This window comes from Roseovarius gahaiensis, from assembly GCF_011601345.1.
Lineage (GTDB): Bacteria > Pseudomonadota > Alphaproteobacteria > Rhodobacterales > Rhodobacteraceae > Roseovarius > Roseovarius gahaiensis.
This window is the reverse complement of record NZ_JAAORB010000004.1, coordinates 11,955-28,760: the sequence shown is the minus strand read 5'-3', so window position 1 is coordinate 28,760 and position 16,806 is coordinate 11,955. Positions and strand designations below refer to the sequence as shown.

Annotated in this window: 21 protein-coding genes; 10 read left to right on the top strand and 11 right to left on the bottom strand. The window is 60.9% G+C overall.

The window, feature by feature from the left end; translation table 11 throughout:
* Nucleotides 1–99 precede the first annotated feature (99 nt).
* From HAT86_RS03665 to HAT86_RS03655, 3 genes are all read right to left on the bottom strand, one after another.
* Nucleotides 100–1,170, bottom strand: a complete 1,071-nt coding sequence (locus tag HAT86_RS03665) for a 5-(carboxyamino)imidazole ribonucleotide synthase (RefSeq protein ID WP_167193522.1) — start codon at nt 1,168–1,170, stop codon at nt 100–102.
* Nucleotides 1,163–1,651 (bottom strand): 5-(carboxyamino)imidazole ribonucleotide mutase, encoded by a 489-nt coding sequence (gene purE, locus HAT86_RS03660; RefSeq protein ID WP_167193520.1) that lies wholly within the window; start codon nt 1,649–1,651, stop codon nt 1,163–1,165. Before purE ends, HAT86_RS03665 begins: the two co-directional genes overlap by 8 nt.
* Nucleotides 1,652–1,716: 65 nt before the next feature.
* The gene (locus tag HAT86_RS03655) at nt 1,717–1,941 is read right to left on the bottom strand and encodes a YdcH family protein (RefSeq protein WP_167193518.1); all 225 of its coding nucleotides are present in this window, start codon (nt 1,939–1,941) and stop codon (nt 1,717–1,719) included.
* A gap of 170 nt (nt 1,942–2,111) precedes the next feature.
* Here HAT86_RS03655 and HAT86_RS03650 point away from each other — a divergent pair, with 170 nt between their 5' ends.
* Together HAT86_RS03650 and HAT86_RS03645 are read left to right on the top strand one after the other, a co-directional pair.
* On the top strand, nt 2,112–2,525 hold the full coding sequence (locus HAT86_RS03650) for an Hsp20 family protein (RefSeq protein ID WP_167193516.1): 414 nt from the start codon (nt 2,112–2,114) through the stop codon (nt 2,523–2,525).
* 5 nt (nt 2,526–2,530) lie between these two features.
* Nucleotides 2,531–2,758 (top strand): DUF1150 family protein, encoded by a 228-nt coding sequence (locus HAT86_RS03645; protein WP_167193514.1) that lies wholly within the window; start codon nt 2,531–2,533, stop codon nt 2,756–2,758.
* A 19-nt stretch (nt 2,759–2,777) separates the two neighbouring features.
* On the opposite strand, the gene HAT86_RS03640 is transcribed toward HAT86_RS03645, so the two are convergent.
* Together HAT86_RS03640 and HAT86_RS03635 are read right to left on the bottom strand one after the other, a co-directional pair.
* A complete protein-coding gene (locus HAT86_RS03640) occupies nt 2,778–3,488 on the bottom strand; it encodes a hypothetical protein (protein WP_167193512.1) in 711 nt (236 codons plus the stop codon).
* A 105-nt stretch (nt 3,489–3,593) separates the two neighbouring features.
* Nucleotides 3,594–5,306, bottom strand: coding sequence for a bifunctional sulfate adenylyltransferase/adenylylsulfate kinase (locus HAT86_RS03635; RefSeq protein ID WP_167193511.1), 1,713 nt, complete (start codon nt 5,304–5,306; stop codon nt 3,594–3,596).
* 345 nt (nt 5,307–5,651) lie between these two features.
* Between HAT86_RS03635 and HAT86_RS03630 the strand changes: the two genes are divergently transcribed.
* Nucleotides 5,652–6,662 carry a cytochrome-c peroxidase gene (locus tag HAT86_RS03630; protein WP_408014997.1) on the top strand — a complete coding sequence of 337 codons (1,011 nt, stop codon included), beginning with the start codon at nt 5,652–5,654 and terminating at the stop codon, nt 6,660–6,662.
* Nucleotides 6,663–6,881: 219 nt separating this feature from the next.
* On the opposite strand, the gene trxB is transcribed toward HAT86_RS03630, so the two are convergent.
* The gene (trxB, locus tag HAT86_RS03625) at nt 6,882–7,862 is read right to left on the bottom strand and encodes a thioredoxin-disulfide reductase (RefSeq protein ID WP_167193507.1); all 981 of its coding nucleotides are present in this window, start codon (nt 7,860–7,862) and stop codon (nt 6,882–6,884) included.
* A gap of 198 nt (nt 7,863–8,060) precedes the next feature.
* Between trxB and HAT86_RS03620 the strand changes: the two genes are divergently transcribed.
* A complete protein-coding gene (locus HAT86_RS03620; protein WP_167193505.1) occupies nt 8,061–8,561 on the top strand; it encodes an Lrp/AsnC family transcriptional regulator in 501 nt (166 codons plus the stop codon).
* A 3-nt stretch (nt 8,562–8,564) separates the two neighbouring features.
* Here the strand turns inward: HAT86_RS03620 and HAT86_RS03615 are convergent, their stop codons facing one another.
* From HAT86_RS03615 to lgt, 5 genes are all read right to left on the bottom strand, one after another.
* Nucleotides 8,565–9,365, bottom strand: coding sequence for a Hint domain-containing protein (locus HAT86_RS03615; protein WP_167193503.1), 801 nt, complete (start codon nt 9,363–9,365; stop codon nt 8,565–8,567).
* A 259-nt stretch (nt 9,366–9,624) separates the two neighbouring features.
* Nucleotides 9,625–9,753, bottom strand: coding sequence for a hypothetical protein (locus tag HAT86_RS16990; RefSeq protein WP_269204299.1), 129 nt, complete (start codon nt 9,751–9,753; stop codon nt 9,625–9,627).
* Between the two features lie 275 nt (nt 9,754–10,028).
* Nucleotides 10,029–10,784: a peptidoglycan editing factor PgeF gene (gene pgeF / locus HAT86_RS03610; RefSeq protein WP_167193501.1), complete on the bottom strand. Its 756-nt coding sequence runs from the start codon at nt 10,782–10,784 to the stop codon at nt 10,029–10,031.
* Nucleotides 10,781–11,845: a class I SAM-dependent methyltransferase gene (locus HAT86_RS03605; protein ID WP_167193499.1), complete on the bottom strand. Its 1,065-nt coding sequence runs from the start codon at nt 11,843–11,845 to the stop codon at nt 10,781–10,783. The genes pgeF and HAT86_RS03605 overlap by 4 nt, the downstream gene beginning before the upstream one ends.
* Nucleotide 11,846: 1 nt before the next feature.
* Entirely contained in the window at nt 11,847–12,734 is an 888-nt protein-coding gene (gene lgt, locus HAT86_RS03600; protein ID WP_167193497.1) for a prolipoprotein diacylglyceryl transferase, read from the bottom strand.
* 97 nt (nt 12,735–12,831) lie between these two features.
* Between lgt and HAT86_RS03595 the strand changes: the two genes are divergently transcribed.
* The 6 genes from HAT86_RS03595 (at nt 12,832) to HAT86_RS03570 (ending at nt 16,776) form a co-directional block, all read left to right on the top strand.
* A complete protein-coding gene (locus tag HAT86_RS03595; protein WP_167193495.1) occupies nt 12,832–13,077 on the top strand; it encodes an accessory factor UbiK family protein in 246 nt (81 codons plus the stop codon).
* A 12-nt stretch (nt 13,078–13,089) separates the two neighbouring features.
* Nucleotides 13,090–13,770, top strand: coding sequence for a rhomboid family intramembrane serine protease (locus HAT86_RS03590; protein WP_167193493.1), 681 nt, complete (start codon nt 13,090–13,092; stop codon nt 13,768–13,770).
* 308 nt (nt 13,771–14,078) lie between these two features.
* Nucleotides 14,079–14,579, top strand: a complete 501-nt coding sequence (locus tag HAT86_RS03585) for a type III secretion system chaperone family protein (protein ID WP_167193491.1) — start codon at nt 14,079–14,081, stop codon at nt 14,577–14,579.
* A gap of 91 nt (nt 14,580–14,670) precedes the next feature.
* A complete protein-coding gene (gene proC, locus HAT86_RS03580) occupies nt 14,671–15,486 on the top strand; it encodes a pyrroline-5-carboxylate reductase (RefSeq protein WP_167193489.1) in 816 nt (271 codons plus the stop codon).
* A complete protein-coding gene (locus HAT86_RS03575) occupies nt 15,479–15,820 on the top strand; it encodes a tRNA-binding protein (protein WP_167193487.1) in 342 nt (113 codons plus the stop codon). Before proC ends, HAT86_RS03575 begins: the two co-directional genes overlap by 8 nt.
* A complete protein-coding gene (locus tag HAT86_RS03570) occupies nt 15,817–16,776 on the top strand; it encodes a 2-hydroxyacid dehydrogenase (RefSeq protein ID WP_167193485.1) in 960 nt (319 codons plus the stop codon). Before HAT86_RS03575 ends, HAT86_RS03570 begins: the two co-directional genes overlap by 4 nt.
* Nucleotides 16,777–16,806 lie beyond the last annotated feature (30 nt).

Here is a 16,806-nt window from a genome sequence, read left to right as displayed (position 1 = left end):
AGTCGCCGCTTGCGGCGACGGGGGCTGGCCCCCATTTGCGCGCGGTCACGCGCGCCAGACCTGACGCGCTTTTGGCGCGGCCTTTTGACAGCGAAAGGATCAGCCCCGGATGATCCGGTTGACATGGCCCATCTTGCGGCCCGGCTTGGCCTCGGCCTTGCCATACAGATGCAGCGCCGTGCCCGGCTCCTTGGCGATCTCGGGCACACGCTCCATGTCGGCGCCAATCAGGTTTTCCATCACCACATCGGCGTAACGGCTGCCATCGCCCAACGGCCAACCCGCAACGGCGCGGATATGCTGTTCGAACTGGTCGATGGTGCAACCCTGTTGTGTCCAGTGGCCCGAATTGTGGACGCGCGGGGCGATTTCATTCACCAACAGGCCTTGGGCCGTCACGAACAGCTCAACCCCCATGACGCCCACGTAATCCAGTTTGTTCAGGATTTGCGCGGTCAACAGCACCGCATCGGTGCGCTGCGCGGTTGTCAGGCGTGCAGGCACGGTGGTGGTGTGTAGAATGCCGTCCTTGTGCACGTTTTCGCCGGGATCATAGCAGGCCACATCACCCGCCGTGTTGCGCGCGCCAATCACCGAAACCTCGTGTGTGAACGCGACAAAGCCTTCCAGGATCGCCTCTTGGCCCGCCATATCGGTCAGGGCTTGTGCCGCGTCGCCTTCCGACATGATGCGCGCCTGTCCCTTGCCATCATAGCCGAAACGGCGGGTTTTCAGGATCGCGGGCAGGCCGATTTCGGCCATGGCCTCGGCCAGATCCACCGTGTCATCGACGGCGGCGAACGGGGCGGTCTTCAGGCCCAGATCGGTCAAAAAGGCTTTCTCTGTCAGCCGGTCCTGGCTGATCTTCAGGGCCTTGCGGCCGGGGCGCACCGGCACCAGCCCTTCAAGGATGTCCAAAGCCGCGGTGGGGATATTTTCAAACTCGTAGGTCACCACGTCGACAGCGGCGGCGAATTTGCGCAGCGCATCCGCGTCGTCATAGCTGGCCTGAAAATGGTAGTTGGCCACATGGCTGGTCGGGCAGTCGCCACCCGGTTCGAACACGCAGGTCTTGAAACCCAGCCGTGCTGCGGCAACCGACAGCATACGGCCAAGCTGGCCACCGCCAAGAATGCCAATGGTCGCGCCGGTCGTCAGGGGATCAGTCATCTTGAGGGTCTTCCGGAATTGAGGCCGACAGCGCCGCGCGCCAATCATCCAGCCGTTGGGCCAGTGCCGGGTCGCCATTTGCGAGAATACCTGCCGCCATCAGCCCGGCATTGGCCGCACCAGCCGACCCGATCGCCATGGTCGCCACTGGAAAGCCTTTGGGCATCTGCACGATGGAATACAGGCTGTCGACGCCGGACAAGGCCTTGGTTTGCACCGGCACGCCAATCACCGGCACCCGTGTTTTCGAGGCCATCATGCCCGGCAGGTGCGCCGCGCCGCCTGCGCCCGCGATGATCACGTGCAGGCCGCGATCAACAGCGGTTTTGCCGTAGTCCCACAGACGGTCGGGTGTGCGGTGCGCCGACACGATCCGCGCCTCGTAAGGCACGTCAAGCGCATCGAGGATTTCGGCAGCTTCACGCATCGTGGGCCAGTCGGATTGACTGCCCATGATGATCCCGACTTTGACATTGTTCATCTGTCACAGGCCCCTTGATCTTAGAGCGCGCACTATACCTATCGCGCCGCGCGACGCAATCACGCTCAGGCGATGATATCGGGATAAATACGGTCTTCGATATAGGCAATCATGTCCTTGAGGCGCAGTTTCTGCTGCTTGAGCCGCTTGACGGTCAGCGGATCGGCGGACCCTTTTTCTTGCAGGGCTGCAATCGCCTCGTCCAGATCGCGGTGTTGGCGGCGAAATTCCTCCAACTCTACGCGCAGCACCTCGTCCGATTTCATGGACAGATCGCTGAAAGCGTTCATATGTCTGATTCCTCTTGGCGGATTAGGCGCATAGCATAGCGGGTTTCGATGTGCTGGCATAGCCCCTGCAAGGGGCTTGCACGGGCAAGCGATGGCCCCCATATTCTGAATGTCGGGTTGCCGAAACCGGGGCCCGGCGTGGACTGTCGCTTGGATGTAAGGACGTGTCGATGACAAAGCTGACGATGGGGTCACACCCCTATATGCTGGGGTTTGAGCAGTTAGAGCGGATGCTGGAACGCAGCGCCAAATCAGGTAACGAAGGCTATCCGCCTTTCAATATCGAACAGACCTCGGACAATTCCTATCGGATCACGCTGGCCGTGGCCGGGTTTTCCGAAGACGATCTTTCGATCACGGTTGAGGATCGCCAATTGGTGATCCGGGGCCGCCAAAGCGACGAGGCCGATCACCGTATCTACTTGCATCGCGGTATTGCCGCGCGCCAGTTTCAACGTAGTTTCGTATTGGCAGATGGTGTTGAGGTGGGCGAAGCGATCATGGAAAACGGTTTGCTGCATGTGGACCTGACCCGCGCTTTACCGGAACCCGTGGTACAAAAGATCAAGATCAAAAAGGGGTAAGCGATATGGATAGCAAATACGATTTCGGTGCCGCCGAGGGCCGCGCAATCGTCTATGTCAGACCCGTAGACGTGGCGGACCTTCCCGAAGACATGCGCGAACAGGCCATGGGCAGTAAAACGCTGTATGCGCTGCATTCATCTGATGGTGAACGGCTTGCGCTGGTGCGTGACCGCAGGCTGGCCTTCGTGCTGGCGCGGCAAAACAATATGGACCCGGTCACGGTCCATTGATCACCATAGCTGCGGCGGTTCACCCGCCGCCGCCCAGCCTTGGCCATAGTCCATAGCGTTCGGTCAGCAAGGACAGGCAGGCGGTATTTGCATCGTGCCGGTCGCATCCGTCAAACACGCAATTTTGTAAACCATGCATGTCGTGATGGGCCAGCCGCATCGCCTGTCGGGCGGCAGGCACCGGGCGCACGAAAATGCCTTGGTGGGCCAAACACCCTGACAGCCAGATATCATCAACCGGCCATGCCGCCAGCGGCGGGTCCATGTCCCGTGCTGACAGCCACGCGGGATCGACGCAGACACCGGCAAACCCTTGGGCAATCTCGGTATGTTGTGGGGTTGGTGCGGTGGGCTGACGGTGTAGGCGCGTCACGCTGTAGCCTTGCCCGGTTGTGGCCTCGTGTGGTTGCGCGGCACCCAGTAGGGCTGCGGCCCAGCCCGGCCCCATGATCCAGTCATCATCGCAATAGATCAGGCGCGGCATCTGTCCCGCCAAATGCAGGGCGGCGGGGAGGGCCTTGGTGGCGGGGCCAAGGTCGGTGTCGTGCCATAGCAGGTCAACCCCATCGGGCAAGGGTGGGGGCGTGACCGGTCCGGGAAACCGCGCGTAACGGCGGGGCAGGCACAGGATTACCCGCGCAGGGGCAGGGCGCTGCGCCAGCAACCCCGTCAGAACAGGGCCAAGACACTCAAAGCGCGGCGGGATCGAGGTAAGCGATATGGCATACATGATCACACCCGCCTAACCGCAAACGGGCCGCCCCGGCAAGGGCGGCCCGCTGCGATCCGGCAAAGGCTTATCAGGCCTGACAGCCTGCTTCGCATCGTCGTAACGTCAACCTGCGATCAGGCCCATCTGTTCCAGCTTCAGAATCACCTGATGCGCGCAGTTGTCGACATCGACGTTTTCGGTCTCGACCCGCAATTCAGGGTGTTCAGGCACGTCATAAGGATCAGAAATACCCGTGAATTCCTTGATCTTGCCCTCGCGCGCCAGTTTATAAAGCCCTTTGCGGTCGCGGCGCTCGCATTCTTCGAGCGTGGTGGCGACGTGCACTTCGACAAAGGCGCCGTTTTCCTCGATCTCTTCACGCACGGCGCGCCGAGTGGCCGCATAAGGAGCGATTGGCGCGCAAATGGCGATGCCGCCATTCTTTGTGATTTCGCTTGCGACATAGCCGATGCGACGAATGTTCAGGTCGCGATGCTCTTTCGAGAAGCCCAACTCGGAGCTGAGGTTCTTGCGCACGATATCGCCATCCAGCAGCGTCACCGGGCGGCCGCCCATCTCCATCAGCTTGACCATCAGCGCGTTTGCGATGGTTGATTTGCCCGACCCGGAAAAGCCCGTGAAAAACACGGTAAAGCCTTGCTGGCTGCGTGGCGGACGGGTGCGGCGCAATTCCTTGACGACCTCGGGGAACGAGAACCAATCGGGAATTTCCAAACCTTCCTGCAGACGGCGGCGCAATTCGGTGCCCGAGATATTGAGGATCGTGACATTGTCCTTGTCTTCGATTTCGTCCATCGCCTCGTATTGGGCGCGTTCCTGCACGAAGACCATGTGTTTGAAATCGACCATCTCGATTCCCATTTCGTCCTGATGCGTGCGGAACAGATCCTGCGCGTCATAAGGGCCGTAGAAATCTTCGCCAGCGCTGTTCTTGCCGGGTCCGGCATGATCGCGGCCAACGATGAAATGGGTGCAGCCGTGGTTTTTGCGGATCAACCCGTGCCAGACGGCTTCACGCGGGCCGGCCATGCGCATGGCAAGGTTCAACAGGCTCATCGTGGTGGTTGAGCCGGGGTATTTGTCCAGCACCGCCTCGTAGCAGCGCACGCGGGTGAAGTGATCGACATCGCCGGGTTTGGTCATGCCGACGACCGGATGGATCAGCAGGTTGGCCTCGGCTTCTTTCGCGGCGCGGAAGGTCAGTTCCTGATGCGCGCGGTGCAGCGGGTTGCGGGTTTGGAACGCCACAACGCGACGCCAGCCCAGTTTGCGGAAATAGGCGCGCAATTCGTTCGGCGTGTCGCGGCTACCGCGAAAATCGTAGTGCACCGGTTGCTGGATGCCGGTCACCGGGCCGCCCAGATATATCTTGCCTGCGGTATTGTGCAGATAGTTCACAGCCGGATGCGCGTCGTCGTCGGCCCCGAACACCTTTTCCGCTTCATGCGATTTGTTCGGTGTCCAACGGTCGGTCACGGTCATGGTCGCCAGAATGACGCCCTCTTGATCGCGCAGTGCGATATCTTGGCCCAGTTCCAGACCTTCGGCAAAACTTTCCGGCACGTCCAGCGTGATTGGCATGGGCCAAAGGGTGCCATCGGCCAGACGCATGTTGTCGACGACGCCGTTGTAATCCTCTTCGTTCAGGAAACCCTTGAGCGGATTGAACCCACCATTCAACAGAAGTTCCAGATCGCAAATCTGGCGCGAGGTCAAATCCCAGCTTGTCAGATTGGCGGCTTCGACTTTGAGTTTCTGGGCGGATTCATAGGATACATACAGCTCGGGGATCGGAGCCAGATTTTGTTGGTACATCGCTACTCTCGGGTTTCACGGATTTCAGGAACATGTGCCGGCAAGGTGCGCGCACAACTCTTACGTGCCTTAGCCTCGCTGAAGGTTGGCTTTCAAGGCTAAGTCGCGTGTTTTTATAGTTTGAGACCATTTTGCAGCGCATTTGGCGATCCAAGGTTTGTTTTCACCTCAAAGACCGATGCAGTGGAATAATCGTACCACGTCAAACGCATGTTTTTGATATAGCTCAAGGCCCGCCCATCCGTCTGCGAATTAGAATGCTTCCAAACGTGCGAATCTCATATGACAAGCTTGGAGGCTTACATGTCATCTTTACAGAAAATTGCGCTTGCCTCGGTGTCAGCGATGGCGATTGGGTCGGCAGGTCAAGCGTCGGAATTACGCGATCAGGCGTTGGATATGTTCGCGGCTCTGCCGTCGACCATTCCGGCACTGAACAATAATATCATCACGCCCGAGAAAGTCGATCTCGGCAAGGCGCTGTTCTTTGATCCGCGCATGTCAGCGTCGGGTGTGTTCTCGTGCAACTCCTGCCACAATCTGGCAACCGGCGGCGATGACAACATGCCCACCTCCATAGGCCATGGCTGGCAGAAGGGGCCGCGCAATTCGCCCACCGTTCTGAACGCCGTGTTCAATGAGGCGCAGTTCTGGGATGGTCGGGCCGCTGACTTGGCCGAACAAGCCAAAGGCCCGGTGCAAGCGGGTGTCGAGATGGCCAACACGCCAGCCAATGTGGTGGCAACGCTGAATTCGATGCCGCAATATCAAGATTGGTTCCAAGCCTCCTTCCCTGAAGAGTCCGACCCGGTGACGTTTGACAATTTCGCCAAGGCGATCGAGGCCTACGAGGCGACATTGATCACGCCCGCGCCGTTCGATGCCTTCTTGAATGGTGACGACAACGCGCTGACCGAGCAGCAGAAAGAAGGCCTTGCCGTGTTCATGGACAAGGGTTGTGCGGCTTGCCACAACGGCGTCAACCTTGGTGGTAACGGTTACTACCCCTTCGGCCTGATCGAAAAGCCAGGCGCCGACGTGCTGCCACCGGATGACCGGGGCCGCTTCCAGGTGACCGAGACCGCGGATGATTCTTACGTGTTCCGGGCCTCTCCGCTGCGTAACATCGACCAGACAGCGCCCTATTTCCACTCGGGCAAGGTTTGGGATCTTGAAGTGGCGGTGGCCATCATGGGCACATCGCAACTTGGGATGGAGCTGAACGAACAAGAAGTCGATCAGATCGTTGCCTTCCTTGGCTCGCTGACTGGTGAGATGCCCGAAGTGGTATATCCGGTTCTGCCCACCGAAACACTGGATACACCGCGCCCGACGGGTGATGTGATCCCGAACTGATCCGCCGGATTCCAGGTTAAAATTGAAAACGGCGCGGACACTATCCGCGCCGTTTTCTTTGCTGTTTTCGTGAAACCATGGCAGGTCGCGCTTACCCCTGTCCTCTGGCCCAACATTTTCCGGGGGTGTGGCCGCGGGCCAAGGGGCACAGCCCCTTAGCTGAAACGCGAAAACGCGCTTAAGCTTATCGCGCGCCAGACGCGGCCTTTTGGTCAGGCCTTAAGCTTGGGGGACATAAGCCTCGGGTGCAGGGGCCTCATTCTCTAATTCGGCGATGAATTTCTCTGCATCCAGCGCCGCCATACAGCCCATTCCGGCGCTGGTCACGGCTTGGCGATAGATATGGTCGGTCAGATCGCCTGCAGCGAAGATACCGGGCACCGAGGTGCGGGTGCTGCCCGGCTCGACCTTCACATAGTCGCCGTGGTGCATTTCAACCTTGCCCTTAAGCAGCTCGCTGGCGGGGGCGTGGCCAATGGCGATGAAAACGCCCTTGCAGGGGATGTCGGTGCTTTCGCCGGTTTGATTGCTTTTCACGCGCACGCCCGTCACCCCCTTTGGATTGTCGTCGCCCAGAACCTCCTCCAGCTCGTGGAACCACAGGGTTTCGACCTTCGGATGCTTGAGCAGGCGGTTTTGCAAAATCTGTTCGGCGCGCAACTCGTCGCGGCGATGGATCAAGGTGACCTTGCTGGCAAAGTTGGTTAGAAACAGCGCCTCCTCAACGGCTGTGTTGCCGCCCCCGATCACCACGATTTCCTCGCCGCGGTAAAAGAACCCGTCGCAGGTTGCACAGGCCGACACGCCAAAACCCTTGAACGCCTCTTCGCTGTCCAGCCCCAGCCATTTGGCACGCGCGCCGGTGGCCATGATGACGGCATCGGCGGTATAGATGTTGCCGCTGTCGCCCTTGGCCACGAAGGGACGGCTTGTTGTGTCCAAATCGGTGATGATGTCGCCGATGATCTCACAGCCCATGGTCTTGGCGTGGGCCTCCATGCGCACCATCAGATCGGGGCCTTGCACCTCGGTGTCGCCGGGCCAGTTTTCCACCTCGGTCGTGGTGGTCAATTGGCCACCGGGTTCGATCCCTTGCACAAGGATCGGCTCAAGCATCGCGCGGCTGGCATAGACTCCGGCGGTATATCCGGCCGGGCCGGACCCGATGATAAGGCATTTGGTATGGCGGGTCTGGGACATGAAGCACCTGTTGTCAGTGGAAGTCTTGAATCGCGCCAGATATAGCCCTGCCGCGCCGGGCATGTAACCCCTTGGCGGTGGCTTTGCGCATTGCATCAGTCGCAAAAAAACATGCGAAACGATCTTGCGTAGTGGCGAAACATTATTGCGTGCGCCTGCGTGCATGATATAATAATCGCGAATTTCAGGAGTGTTTAGATGCCCGCAACCCGCCTTGATGAGATCGACCGCAAGATCTTGGCCGAACTTCAGGCCGATGGCCGCATGACGAATGTCGAACTGGCCAAGCGTGTGGGGATTTCGGCGCCGCCATGCCTGCGCCGCGTGCGCACTTTGGAAGAGCAGGGGTTTATCCGCGGCTACCACGCCGATGTCGATGCCCGTGAACTGGGTTTTGAAGTGCAGGTGTTTGCCAGTGTCGGCCTGCAAAGTCAGGCCGAGGCCGACCTGAGCGCGTTCGAGGCACGGTGCCGCGATTGGCCTTTGGTGCGCGAGTGTCACATGCTGAATGGCGAGGTGGATTTTATCCTGAAATGCGTGGCACCCGACCTGTCCACATTTCAGCGATTTTTGACCGAAGAACTGACCGCCGCCGACAATGTCGGCAGCGTCAAGACGTCGCTGGTGATCCGTGGGGCCAAGGACGAACCGGGTGTGCCCTTTGATATCCTTGAGGCGCGTCTGGCCGACGCGCCCTAGACTTCAGGCGGTTTCAAGACGCTCTGACGACACAAGCGGCAGACGCGGATGCGACAGCGTGCCGAAATGCCGAGGCTCCCGGATATGCGGGAAATACGACAGAAACAGCGATAGCATATTGCGGCTCAGGTGGCGTTCGAACCCTGCACCGGGGTGGAAGCTTTCAAAATCCAGTCCCCCAGCCGTGATCGTTGCATGGCGCCGCAGCGCGATGTGATAGACCGTCAGCGGGTGGCGCGGTGCCATGTCGATCAGGTTCATCCCGTCGGCCAGATCGCGGGCCGGGGTCAGCACCTGTTCGCCGCCAAAACTGTTGCGCATGCCCGCGGGCCGGGCCAACAGGCGCGCGCCGGGGCCGGCCACCACATCCATCATCGGGCGTCCCATCCCAAGGGCGTCGCCCATGATGCGCGTCACGCGGCGATTGTCGGCGGTGATTCCATCGGCGTTTGGCACCAGTGTCATTGACCCGACCCACAAAAGCGGCATCGGCCCATATTCGGCTGTGATGATTTTTGTGCCGGGGGTCAGATCTTCGATGGCGACGGGGCCTTGGGCTGTTTTGATCAGCGTGCCACGGGCAAACGCGGAAAACGCCGCTTCGAAGGCCGGTATGGCCGGGCCAAGATTTTCGGTGTCATGCACCGACCCATCGTTGCGCAGGGATTGAATGCGATATTTGCGCAGCATATGCCGCTTGCGCATCGGCCCGGATGCGGGCACCGGCGCGCGATCATTGGGCAAATGCCGGATGGTCTCATGAGAGGCCGCCAGAGACTCGGCGGAGAGTGGAGGAGTAGCCATGTTGTGTCACCATTCGGTCGCCACAACCGCGTCGGCCCCCACCGACAACGACAGAAGGACGGTTACCATTCACGTTGCGAGGATCAATAGATCGCCGCAACGCTGCCCATCTGTCAAATTTTACACAAAATTGTTTCTACACCTCGGCCAATGCCAAAAGCCTGGCCGTATTTGTTCCCGCGCGACGCCTTGTCGTGCCACATTTCAGGCGTGGCCCGGTCGAATCAATTCCGGGCCGTCATTGACAGCCCGGCGCATATCAGGCGGTTTTGGTCATGCGCACCGACAACGCGGCGCGCGCCGCGTTGCGCGCACGGCGTTGATAGGGCAGCGCTGGCATGTCTTGCTTACTGGTTTCGATTACCGATTTCATCCAACGCTTTTTCATGGTCTTCCTCGTTCTCGTTGCACTGCTCGTTGGGGTCACCCCATTAACGATGATATTGCCCCCGGTTTCGGGCCATGATGTGACGAATTGAAAAAAATCAGCCGTCATGCAGCGCCGGATTTGCACGAAAAATGGCAGAGCTGCCGAATTGGGGTTAAGGTATTGTTTTTAAGTGATTAAGTGAAAGACCTCGTGTTCAAACTGGCCTGAATCGCGTGATTGTTTCCGGCAATTGGGGCAAACATGTGGACAGATCTGCCAATCCTTGGCCGCAATCACAGCCTGATCGTCGAAATCATCCGTCCATAGTCGGCCTCGCCCGCGTGGGTGGCACGGCGGTAGGAAAAGAATCGCGCCGGATCGGAATAGGTGCAATGGCGGGTCCATTCGGCATGGCCAACCCCGGCCTGTCTTAGGCGGTGCAAGCCAAAGGCCGGTAGGTCGAACAGGCAGCGATCGCCGTCGCCATTGCCAAAAAAGCGGCTGTTGGCCGGATCGTCGGCGATGAAGTCGTCCAGAAATTCGGGTCCGACCTCATAGGCGCTTTGGCTGATCGTGGGACCGATCACCGCAGTGATATCACCGCGCGCCGCCCCCAAGGTTTCCATCGCATCCAGCGTCGCCTCAAGCACACCATCTAGGGCACCGCGCCATCCTGCATGTGCCGCGCCCACCACACCGGCCTTGGTGTCGGCAAACAGCACCGGCTGGCAATCGGCGGTCAACACGGCAAGCGCCAGTCCCGGCGTCGCCGTTACCATGGCATCTGCACGCGGTTTTTCAGTCAGCGGCCCGGTCACATGCGTCACATCCGCAGAATGCACCTGATGCACGGTCAGCAGGTGATCTGGCGGCACGTTCAGCGCATCAGCCACACGGCCGCGGTTAATTCTGACAATTTCGGATTGGTCCGACGACCCAGGCCCGCAATTCAGCCCGGCAAATACACCCGACGAAGCACCGCCGCGCCGGGTAAAGAACCCGTGCCGCAAGGGCGCAAGGCTGTCGGCGGTGATGATCTCAAGCGTCATGGTTCCAACCCCGGTGGCGGGCTTGCGCCTTCGGGATAAAGGCCAAGCACCTTAAAGAGCGTCCCCATTTCCTGCGGATGGGTCAAGCGCCGATGTGCAGCGATATGCGTTTCGAGTGATGCGCCGCCCAGTCCTTTGGCCAGCGCTTGCGCGCGGGCGGTGATGCCCAACCGTTCCAGAAACACGCCCTGCGGCGTCAATCGCGTATGCGCGGCAGGGGCGGCCGCCTGCGCCAATGCTTCGAAATCCACATGCGCTGTCAGGTCGGCATGGCCCGGATCGTCCAGCGGATCGGCCACAGCATGGCCGCGCACCGCCTGCAGCGTGTCGCCCAGTGACCGCCAGTCGCCATAGTCCACGATCAGCGCCGCGCCGCCGTGGGCCGCGATCCGGTTCCCGATCACGCGCACTGCATTGACCCCGGCGGCGCAGGTTTCCACGATGTCGCCGTCGCGTGTATCATCCAGCCGATGGGCTAGCTGTGGGGCCTGTTGCCGGTCGGCCAGTCCCAACGCCAAAGCGCCGTCTTGCAGCCCCATGCAGCGTTCGCGCCAGCCGTCGCCGTCGCGTTGAAACTGCCGCACCGGAAGCGCGTCGAAAAATTCGTTCGCCAGCAGGAACAGTGGCTGGTCGGGCAGGTCTTCGACGGTATCGGCCCAGATCACATCATCATGTGCCAGTGTCTTGCGCTGAACCGCGCGCAAGGTGTCTGAGGCTTCGATCAGATGCACCTGTGCAGCGGCGTGAAACCCCGGCGCGGCGCGGGTGGCGCGCAACACATCGGCCATCAAGGTGCCGCGTCCGGGGCCGCATTCGGCCAGCGTGAAGGGCGCAGGCGCGCCCTGATCCAGCCAGGCCTGCGCCAGCGAAAGGCCCAGCATCTCGCCAAACATCTGGCTGATTTCAGGCGCGGTGGTGAAATCACCCGCCGCCCCCAGCGGGTCGCGCGTGGCGTAATAGCCATGGGTGGGATGCAGCAGGCATTCCGCCATATACTCGGCCACGGTCAGCGGGCCTTGTGCCGCGATCCGGGTGGTCAGGATATCCCGCAGCCTGCTCATGTCAGGTGCGTGCGCGTTGTGCCCAAAGGGCAAAGCCCAGCCCAAGCACGATCATGGGCAGCGACAATAGCTGACCCATGCTGAGCCCCATGCCGCCTGCCTGCACGACCCAGCCCATCGGGTTGTCTGGCGTGATGAACTGCGGATCGGCTTGCCGCGCAAATTCGACCACAAAGCGCGACAGGCCGTAGCCCGCGAAAAACATGCCCGTCGCCAAACCGGGCCGGGTTAGTGCCCTGCGCATCCAGACCAGCCATAGCAGCACCGCGCCCAGAACCAGCCCTTCCAGCCCCGCCTCATAAAGTTGCGAGGGGTGGCGCGCGCATGGCCCCTCTACGCCGGGGCAATCCTGTGCTGCGCGGCCCGGAAACACCACGCCCCAGGGCAGGTCGGTCGGGCGGCCCCACAGCTCGGCATTGATGAAATTGGCGATCCGGCCCAGCAGCAGGCCCGCCGGTGTGGCCATGCACAGCACATCGGCCACCGACAGCCACGGGATGCCCCGCCGCCACGAAAACGCGATGCAGGCCACGACAACCCCCAAAAGCCCGCCGTGAAAAGACATGCCCCCCTGCCAGACTTGCAAGATTTCGGCGGGGTTTTGCAGGTAATAGGCCGGTTGGTAGAACACCACAAACCCCAGCCGCCCACCAAAAATGACCCCAAGAATGACCCAAGTCAGTAGGTCTTCGACCGCGCGGGCATCCATCGGGGCCGCGCCGCCGGGCCACAGATGCGGGCGCTTGACCGTTGCCACCACCAGCCGCCAGCCGATGACGATCCCGACGATATAGGCCAGCGCATACCAGCGCAGCGCGAACTCGATGCCAAAAAGCGAGATCGAGAAAATCTCGGGCGAAATGTCGGGGAATGGGATGATGGCTTGCATGTGCGTCTCTGTGCCTCTGGTCGCGGCGGGAAGTCAATCCTTGTCCCGCAGGGTTTGAACGCTCATATAAGGGTGGAATGTAACGCCGGAGAGAGCCATGCAGACCCGCAACAAGGTTTTGGACGATATATCGCAGCTGATGACCAACGCAATGGGCGTGGCCCAAGGTGCCAAGGACGAGGCGGAAACCGCCATGACATCCATGATCGACCGCTGGCTGGCCGACCGCGATTTCGTGACCCGCGAAGAATTCGACGCGGTGCGCGCCATGGCCCAAAAAGCGCGCGAGGAAAACGAGGCGCTCAAGGCCCGGATCGAGGCGTTGGAACGCGTCGAGACCTGAGCCTTCCCCAAGATGAACACCTCACAACCCGACGATCGGCCTGATGGCCCCTTGGCGCCCCAATCCGGGGCGCCTGCTTTTCTTTGGGTGCTGGTCGGCGTGATGGCCGCCCTTGAGGGCGCGTTCGCTTTGGCGGGCGCGGGGGTGATTGGATCGCCGGATATGCGCTGGGCGGCGTTTCGCCTCGGGGCGTTCTGGCAGCCGATTTTCTCAGGGGAAGTGCCACCGCTGTATCCCGGCCAGCCTGTGGCGATGTTTCTGACCTATGCCTTTTTGCATGGCGGGCTTATGCATCTTGCGTTCAACGGTGTGGTCCTGTTGTCGCTGGGCAAGGCCGTGGCGGCCCGGATCGGTGCGGCGCGAACTTTATTTCTGCTGGCGCTGGCTGCTGTCGCGGGGGGCGCTGGATTTGGGATGTTATCCTCTGGCACTGCGCCCATGGTCGGCGCGTCGGGCGCGGTGTTTGGCCTGATCGGGCTTTGGCAATGCTGGGATTACACGCTGCGGCGATGGTCTGGCGCGCCGGTGCGGCCCGTGCTGGGCGCGATTGCCGGGCTTGCCGTGGCGAATGTTGTGCTGTTCGTCTTCCTGTCAGGTGGCCTTGCATGGGAGGCGCATTTGGGCGGTTGGCTTGCCGGCTGGGTGTCGGGCTATGGCTACGCACGTTCGCGCCGAGGAACCCCCGCACCGTAATGGCTCCAAACCGCACGGTTTGGGCACGATCCCCACCCCCCCCCCTGTATTTCGTAGGGTCTTGAAGCATTCCCGCAATGCGGGGTGGGCCAAGCGGTATGCGCATAGCAGGCTGCGTGATCTTGCGTCTCTTTCCAATTCATCCACAACTTATTGCGGTTATCCCCAACAAATAGCTTTACAGGTCATTTCAAACCACGCACCATATCTTGTAGGACATGTGGAATTCTCCCCTGTCTGTTGAGCAGGCACCTAGCGCTTGGGGCGCTGCCAAGCCCCACCGCTAAGTTCAAAAACGAGGTGGCGCCATGGCTTTGTCCGAGCAATTCTTGCAAGAAGACCTTCACCCTATTGATATCGTTGAATATCTCGCCGAACATCACGAGTGGGATTTTGACAGGATCGCTGATGACCAGATCGCCATGGCGGTCGAAGGCCAGTGGCGCACCTATTCCATCACCCTTGCGTGGTCCGCGTATGACGAGACGCTGCGCATGGTCTGCACCTTCGAGATGGAACCACCCGAGGATAAAATTCCCGCGCTGTATCATATAATGAACGATGTGAATGATCAGTGCTGGGCCGGGGCCTTTACCTATTGGGATGAACAGAAGCTGATGGTCTATCGCTACGGGCTGGTGATGTCCGGCGCGCAGGCGGTGAGCCCTGAACAAGTTGATACCCTGATCCGCGCCGCCGTTGGCAATGCCGAACGGTTTTACCCGGCGTTTCAATTGGTTGTGTGGGGCGACAAGCACCCGCAAGATGCCATTCAAGCCGCCATCGCCGAGGCCTATGGCCGCGCGTAACCGCCCACAGCGCAGCCCGACCATTGCACCGCCCCGCCAGCCCGCGTATCTCTGATCGCAACGCAGATGACAGCAGGCACGGGAGAGCGTGATGGATATGCAGGATGTGGCCCGCAACGGCCTTGTTTTGTTGGGCTGTGGCAAAATGGGCTCGGCCATGTTGCAAGGTTGGTTGAACGGTGGATTGCCCACAGCCTCGGTCTGGGTGATTGATCCGAACCCGTCGGATTGGCTGCGCGCCACCGGGGTCCATATCAATGCGGACCTGCCCGAAAGCCCTGCTATCGTGCTGATCGCGGTCAAACCGCAGATGATGGGCGATGCCTTGCCCGCGATTGCGGCGATGGGCAATGGCGGCACTCTGTTTGTCTCGGTCGCTGCCGGAACGCCAATTGCGGCGTTCGAAGACGCCCTAGGTGCACAAAGCCCCATCGTACGCGCAATGCCCAACACCCCCGCTGCCGTGGGCCGGGGCATCACTGCGATTATCGGAAATACACATGCGTCGGCGGGTGACATGGACCTTGCCGAAGATCTGCTGTCTGCCGTCGGACAGGTGGTGCGGCTGGATGACGAGGGGCAAATGGACGCCGTGACTGGTGTATCAGGCTCTGGCCCGGCCTATGTGTTTCACATGATCGAATGCATGGCCCGCGCCGGTGAGGCGCAGGGCCTTGCGCCCGATCTGGCGATGCAACTGGCCAAGGCCACGGTGGCCGGGGCCGGGGCGCTGGCCGAAGCCGCCGAAGAGACACCGGCGCAACTGCGCGTAAACGTCACCAGCCCCAACGGCACCACGCAGGCCGGGCTTGAGGTTTTGATGAACGAAACTGATGGCTTGCCCCCGCTGATGGAAAACACGGTGCGGGCCGCCGCCGATCGGTCGCGGGAGTTGCGTGATGACTGATCCCATCGGTCTCGAGGATTTCCTGAACGTCGATATCCGTGTCGGAACGATTGTGCGCGCCGAGCCGTTCCCCGAGGCGCGCAAGCCCGCGATAAAGCTGTGGATCGATTTCGGCCCCGAACTGGGCGAAAAGAAAACCAGCGCCCAGATCACGGCGCATTACGCGCCCGAGGACTTGACCGGGCGGCAGGTGATCGCCGTTACCAACTTTCCACCGCGCCAGATTGGCCCCTTCATGTCCGAGGTGTTGGTGTTGGGCCTGTCCGATAGCAATGGCGACATCGTGTTGATGCGCCCCGACCAAAACGTTCCCAACGGGGAGAGACTGCATTGAGCCGCGTTTACCTGACCCGCCCCTTGCCTGACGCTGTTTTGGCGCGGGCCTATGAGTTGTTCGACGAAGTCGAAGTGCGCGAAGAGACCGCACCGTTGAAAATCGGCCAGATGCGCGCGGCACTGACGCTGTATGACGGGGTGCTGCCGACGTTGGGCGATATGTTCTCGGCCGAGGTGTTTCGCGACGCTGAATGCCCGCGCTGCAAGGTGTTGGCCAATTTCGGGGTTGGGTACAATCATATTGACGTGGCGGCCGCCAAAGTGGCGGGTGTGATGGTGACGAACACGCCGGGTGCCGTTACCGACGCCACTGCCGATATCGCCATGACCCTGATCCTGATGAGCGCGCGCCGCGCCGGAGAAGGCGAGCGGCTGGTCCGGTCCGGGCAATGGGCCGGGTGGCATCCGACACAAATGCTGGGCCTGCATGTGACGGGCAAAACCGTGGGCATCATTGGCATGGGCCGGATCGGGCAGGCCATTGCGCAGCGCTGCCACCACGGCTTTGGCATGAAGGTGATGTATTACAACCGGTCGGAAAAAGACCTGCCTTTTGACGCGGCCCGCGCCGATACGCTGCACGATCTGGCGGCTGGCGCTGATATTGTGGTTGTCGCCGTGCCGGGTGGGGCAGACACGCATCATCTGATCGGGGCCGACCTGTTTGCGGCCATGAAGCCTTCGGCGCATTTCATCAATATCGCCCGCGGCGATGTGGTGGACGAGGCGACGCTGATTGCCGCGCTTGAGGCTGGGCAATTGGCCGGGGCGGGGCTTGATGTGTATGAACATGAACCCAAGGTGCCCGACGCCCTGCGCAGTATGGAAAACGTCACCCTGTTGCCGCATCTGGGCACCGCCGCCCTTGAGGTGCGCGAGGCGATGGGCCTTATGGCAGTGGAAAACTTGCGCGCGGCGCTGAACGGTGAAACACCGCCCAACCTGATCGCCTGACCGGGCCTGCCGCGTCGTCACACTTGACGC

What these genes read in the sequence shown, in the direction of transcription:
- proC (WP_167193489.1), top strand. Translation starts at nt 14,671, where the DNA reads ATGGATATGCAGGATGTGGCCCGCAACGGCCTTGTTTTGTTGGGCTGT.
- HAT86_RS03630 (WP_408014997.1), top strand. Translation starts at nt 5,652, where the DNA reads ATGGCGATTGGGTCGGCAGGTCAAGCGTCGGAATTACGCGATCAGGCG.
- HAT86_RS03605 (WP_167193499.1), bottom strand. Translation starts at nt 11,845, where the DNA reads ATGAGCAGGCTGCGGGATATCCTGACCACCCGGATCGCGGCACAAGGC.
- HAT86_RS03590 (WP_167193493.1), top strand. Translation starts at nt 13,090, where the DNA reads ATGAACACCTCACAACCCGACGATCGGCCTGATGGCCCCTTGGCGCCC.
- HAT86_RS03575 (WP_167193487.1), top strand. Translation starts at nt 15,479, where the DNA reads ATGACTGATCCCATCGGTCTCGAGGATTTCCTGAACGTCGATATCCGT.
- HAT86_RS03595 (WP_167193495.1), top strand. Translation starts at nt 12,832, where the DNA reads ATGCAGACCCGCAACAAGGTTTTGGACGATATATCGCAGCTGATGACC.
- lgt (WP_167193497.1), bottom strand. Translation starts at nt 12,734, where the DNA reads ATGCAAGCCATCATCCCATTCCCCGACATTTCGCCCGAGATTTTCTCG.
- HAT86_RS03650 (WP_167193516.1), top strand. Translation starts at nt 2,112, where the DNA reads ATGACAAAGCTGACGATGGGGTCACACCCCTATATGCTGGGGTTTGAG.
- HAT86_RS03645 (WP_167193514.1), top strand. Translation starts at nt 2,531, where the DNA reads ATGGATAGCAAATACGATTTCGGTGCCGCCGAGGGCCGCGCAATCGTC.
- HAT86_RS03655 (WP_167193518.1), bottom strand. Translation starts at nt 1,941, where the DNA reads ATGAACGCTTTCAGCGATCTGTCCATGAAATCGGACGAGGTGCTGCGC.
- purE (WP_167193520.1), bottom strand. Translation starts at nt 1,651, where the DNA reads ATGAACAATGTCAAAGTCGGGATCATCATGGGCAGTCAATCCGACTGG.
- pgeF (WP_167193501.1), bottom strand. Translation starts at nt 10,784, where the DNA reads ATGACGCTTGAGATCATCACCGCCGACAGCCTTGCGCCCTTGCGGCAC.
- HAT86_RS03640 (WP_167193512.1), bottom strand. Translation starts at nt 3,488, where the DNA reads ATGTATGCCATATCGCTTACCTCGATCCCGCCGCGCTTTGAGTGTCTT.
- HAT86_RS03665 (WP_167193522.1), bottom strand. Translation starts at nt 1,170, where the DNA reads ATGACTGATCCCCTGACGACCGGCGCGACCATTGGCATTCTTGGCGGT.
- HAT86_RS16990 (WP_269204299.1), bottom strand. Translation starts at nt 9,753, where the DNA reads ATGAAAAAGCGTTGGATGAAATCGGTAATCGAAACCAGTAAGCAAGAC.
- HAT86_RS03620 (WP_167193505.1), top strand. Translation starts at nt 8,061, where the DNA reads ATGCCCGCAACCCGCCTTGATGAGATCGACCGCAAGATCTTGGCCGAA.
- HAT86_RS03585 (WP_167193491.1), top strand. Translation starts at nt 14,079, where the DNA reads ATGGCTTTGTCCGAGCAATTCTTGCAAGAAGACCTTCACCCTATTGAT.
- HAT86_RS03635 (WP_167193511.1), bottom strand. Translation starts at nt 5,306, where the DNA reads ATGTACCAACAAAATCTGGCTCCGATCCCCGAGCTGTATGTATCCTAT.
- HAT86_RS03615 (WP_167193503.1), bottom strand. Translation starts at nt 9,365, where the DNA reads ATGGCTACTCCTCCACTCTCCGCCGAGTCTCTGGCGGCCTCTCATGAG.
- trxB (WP_167193507.1), bottom strand. Translation starts at nt 7,862, where the DNA reads ATGTCCCAGACCCGCCATACCAAATGCCTTATCATCGGGTCCGGCCCG.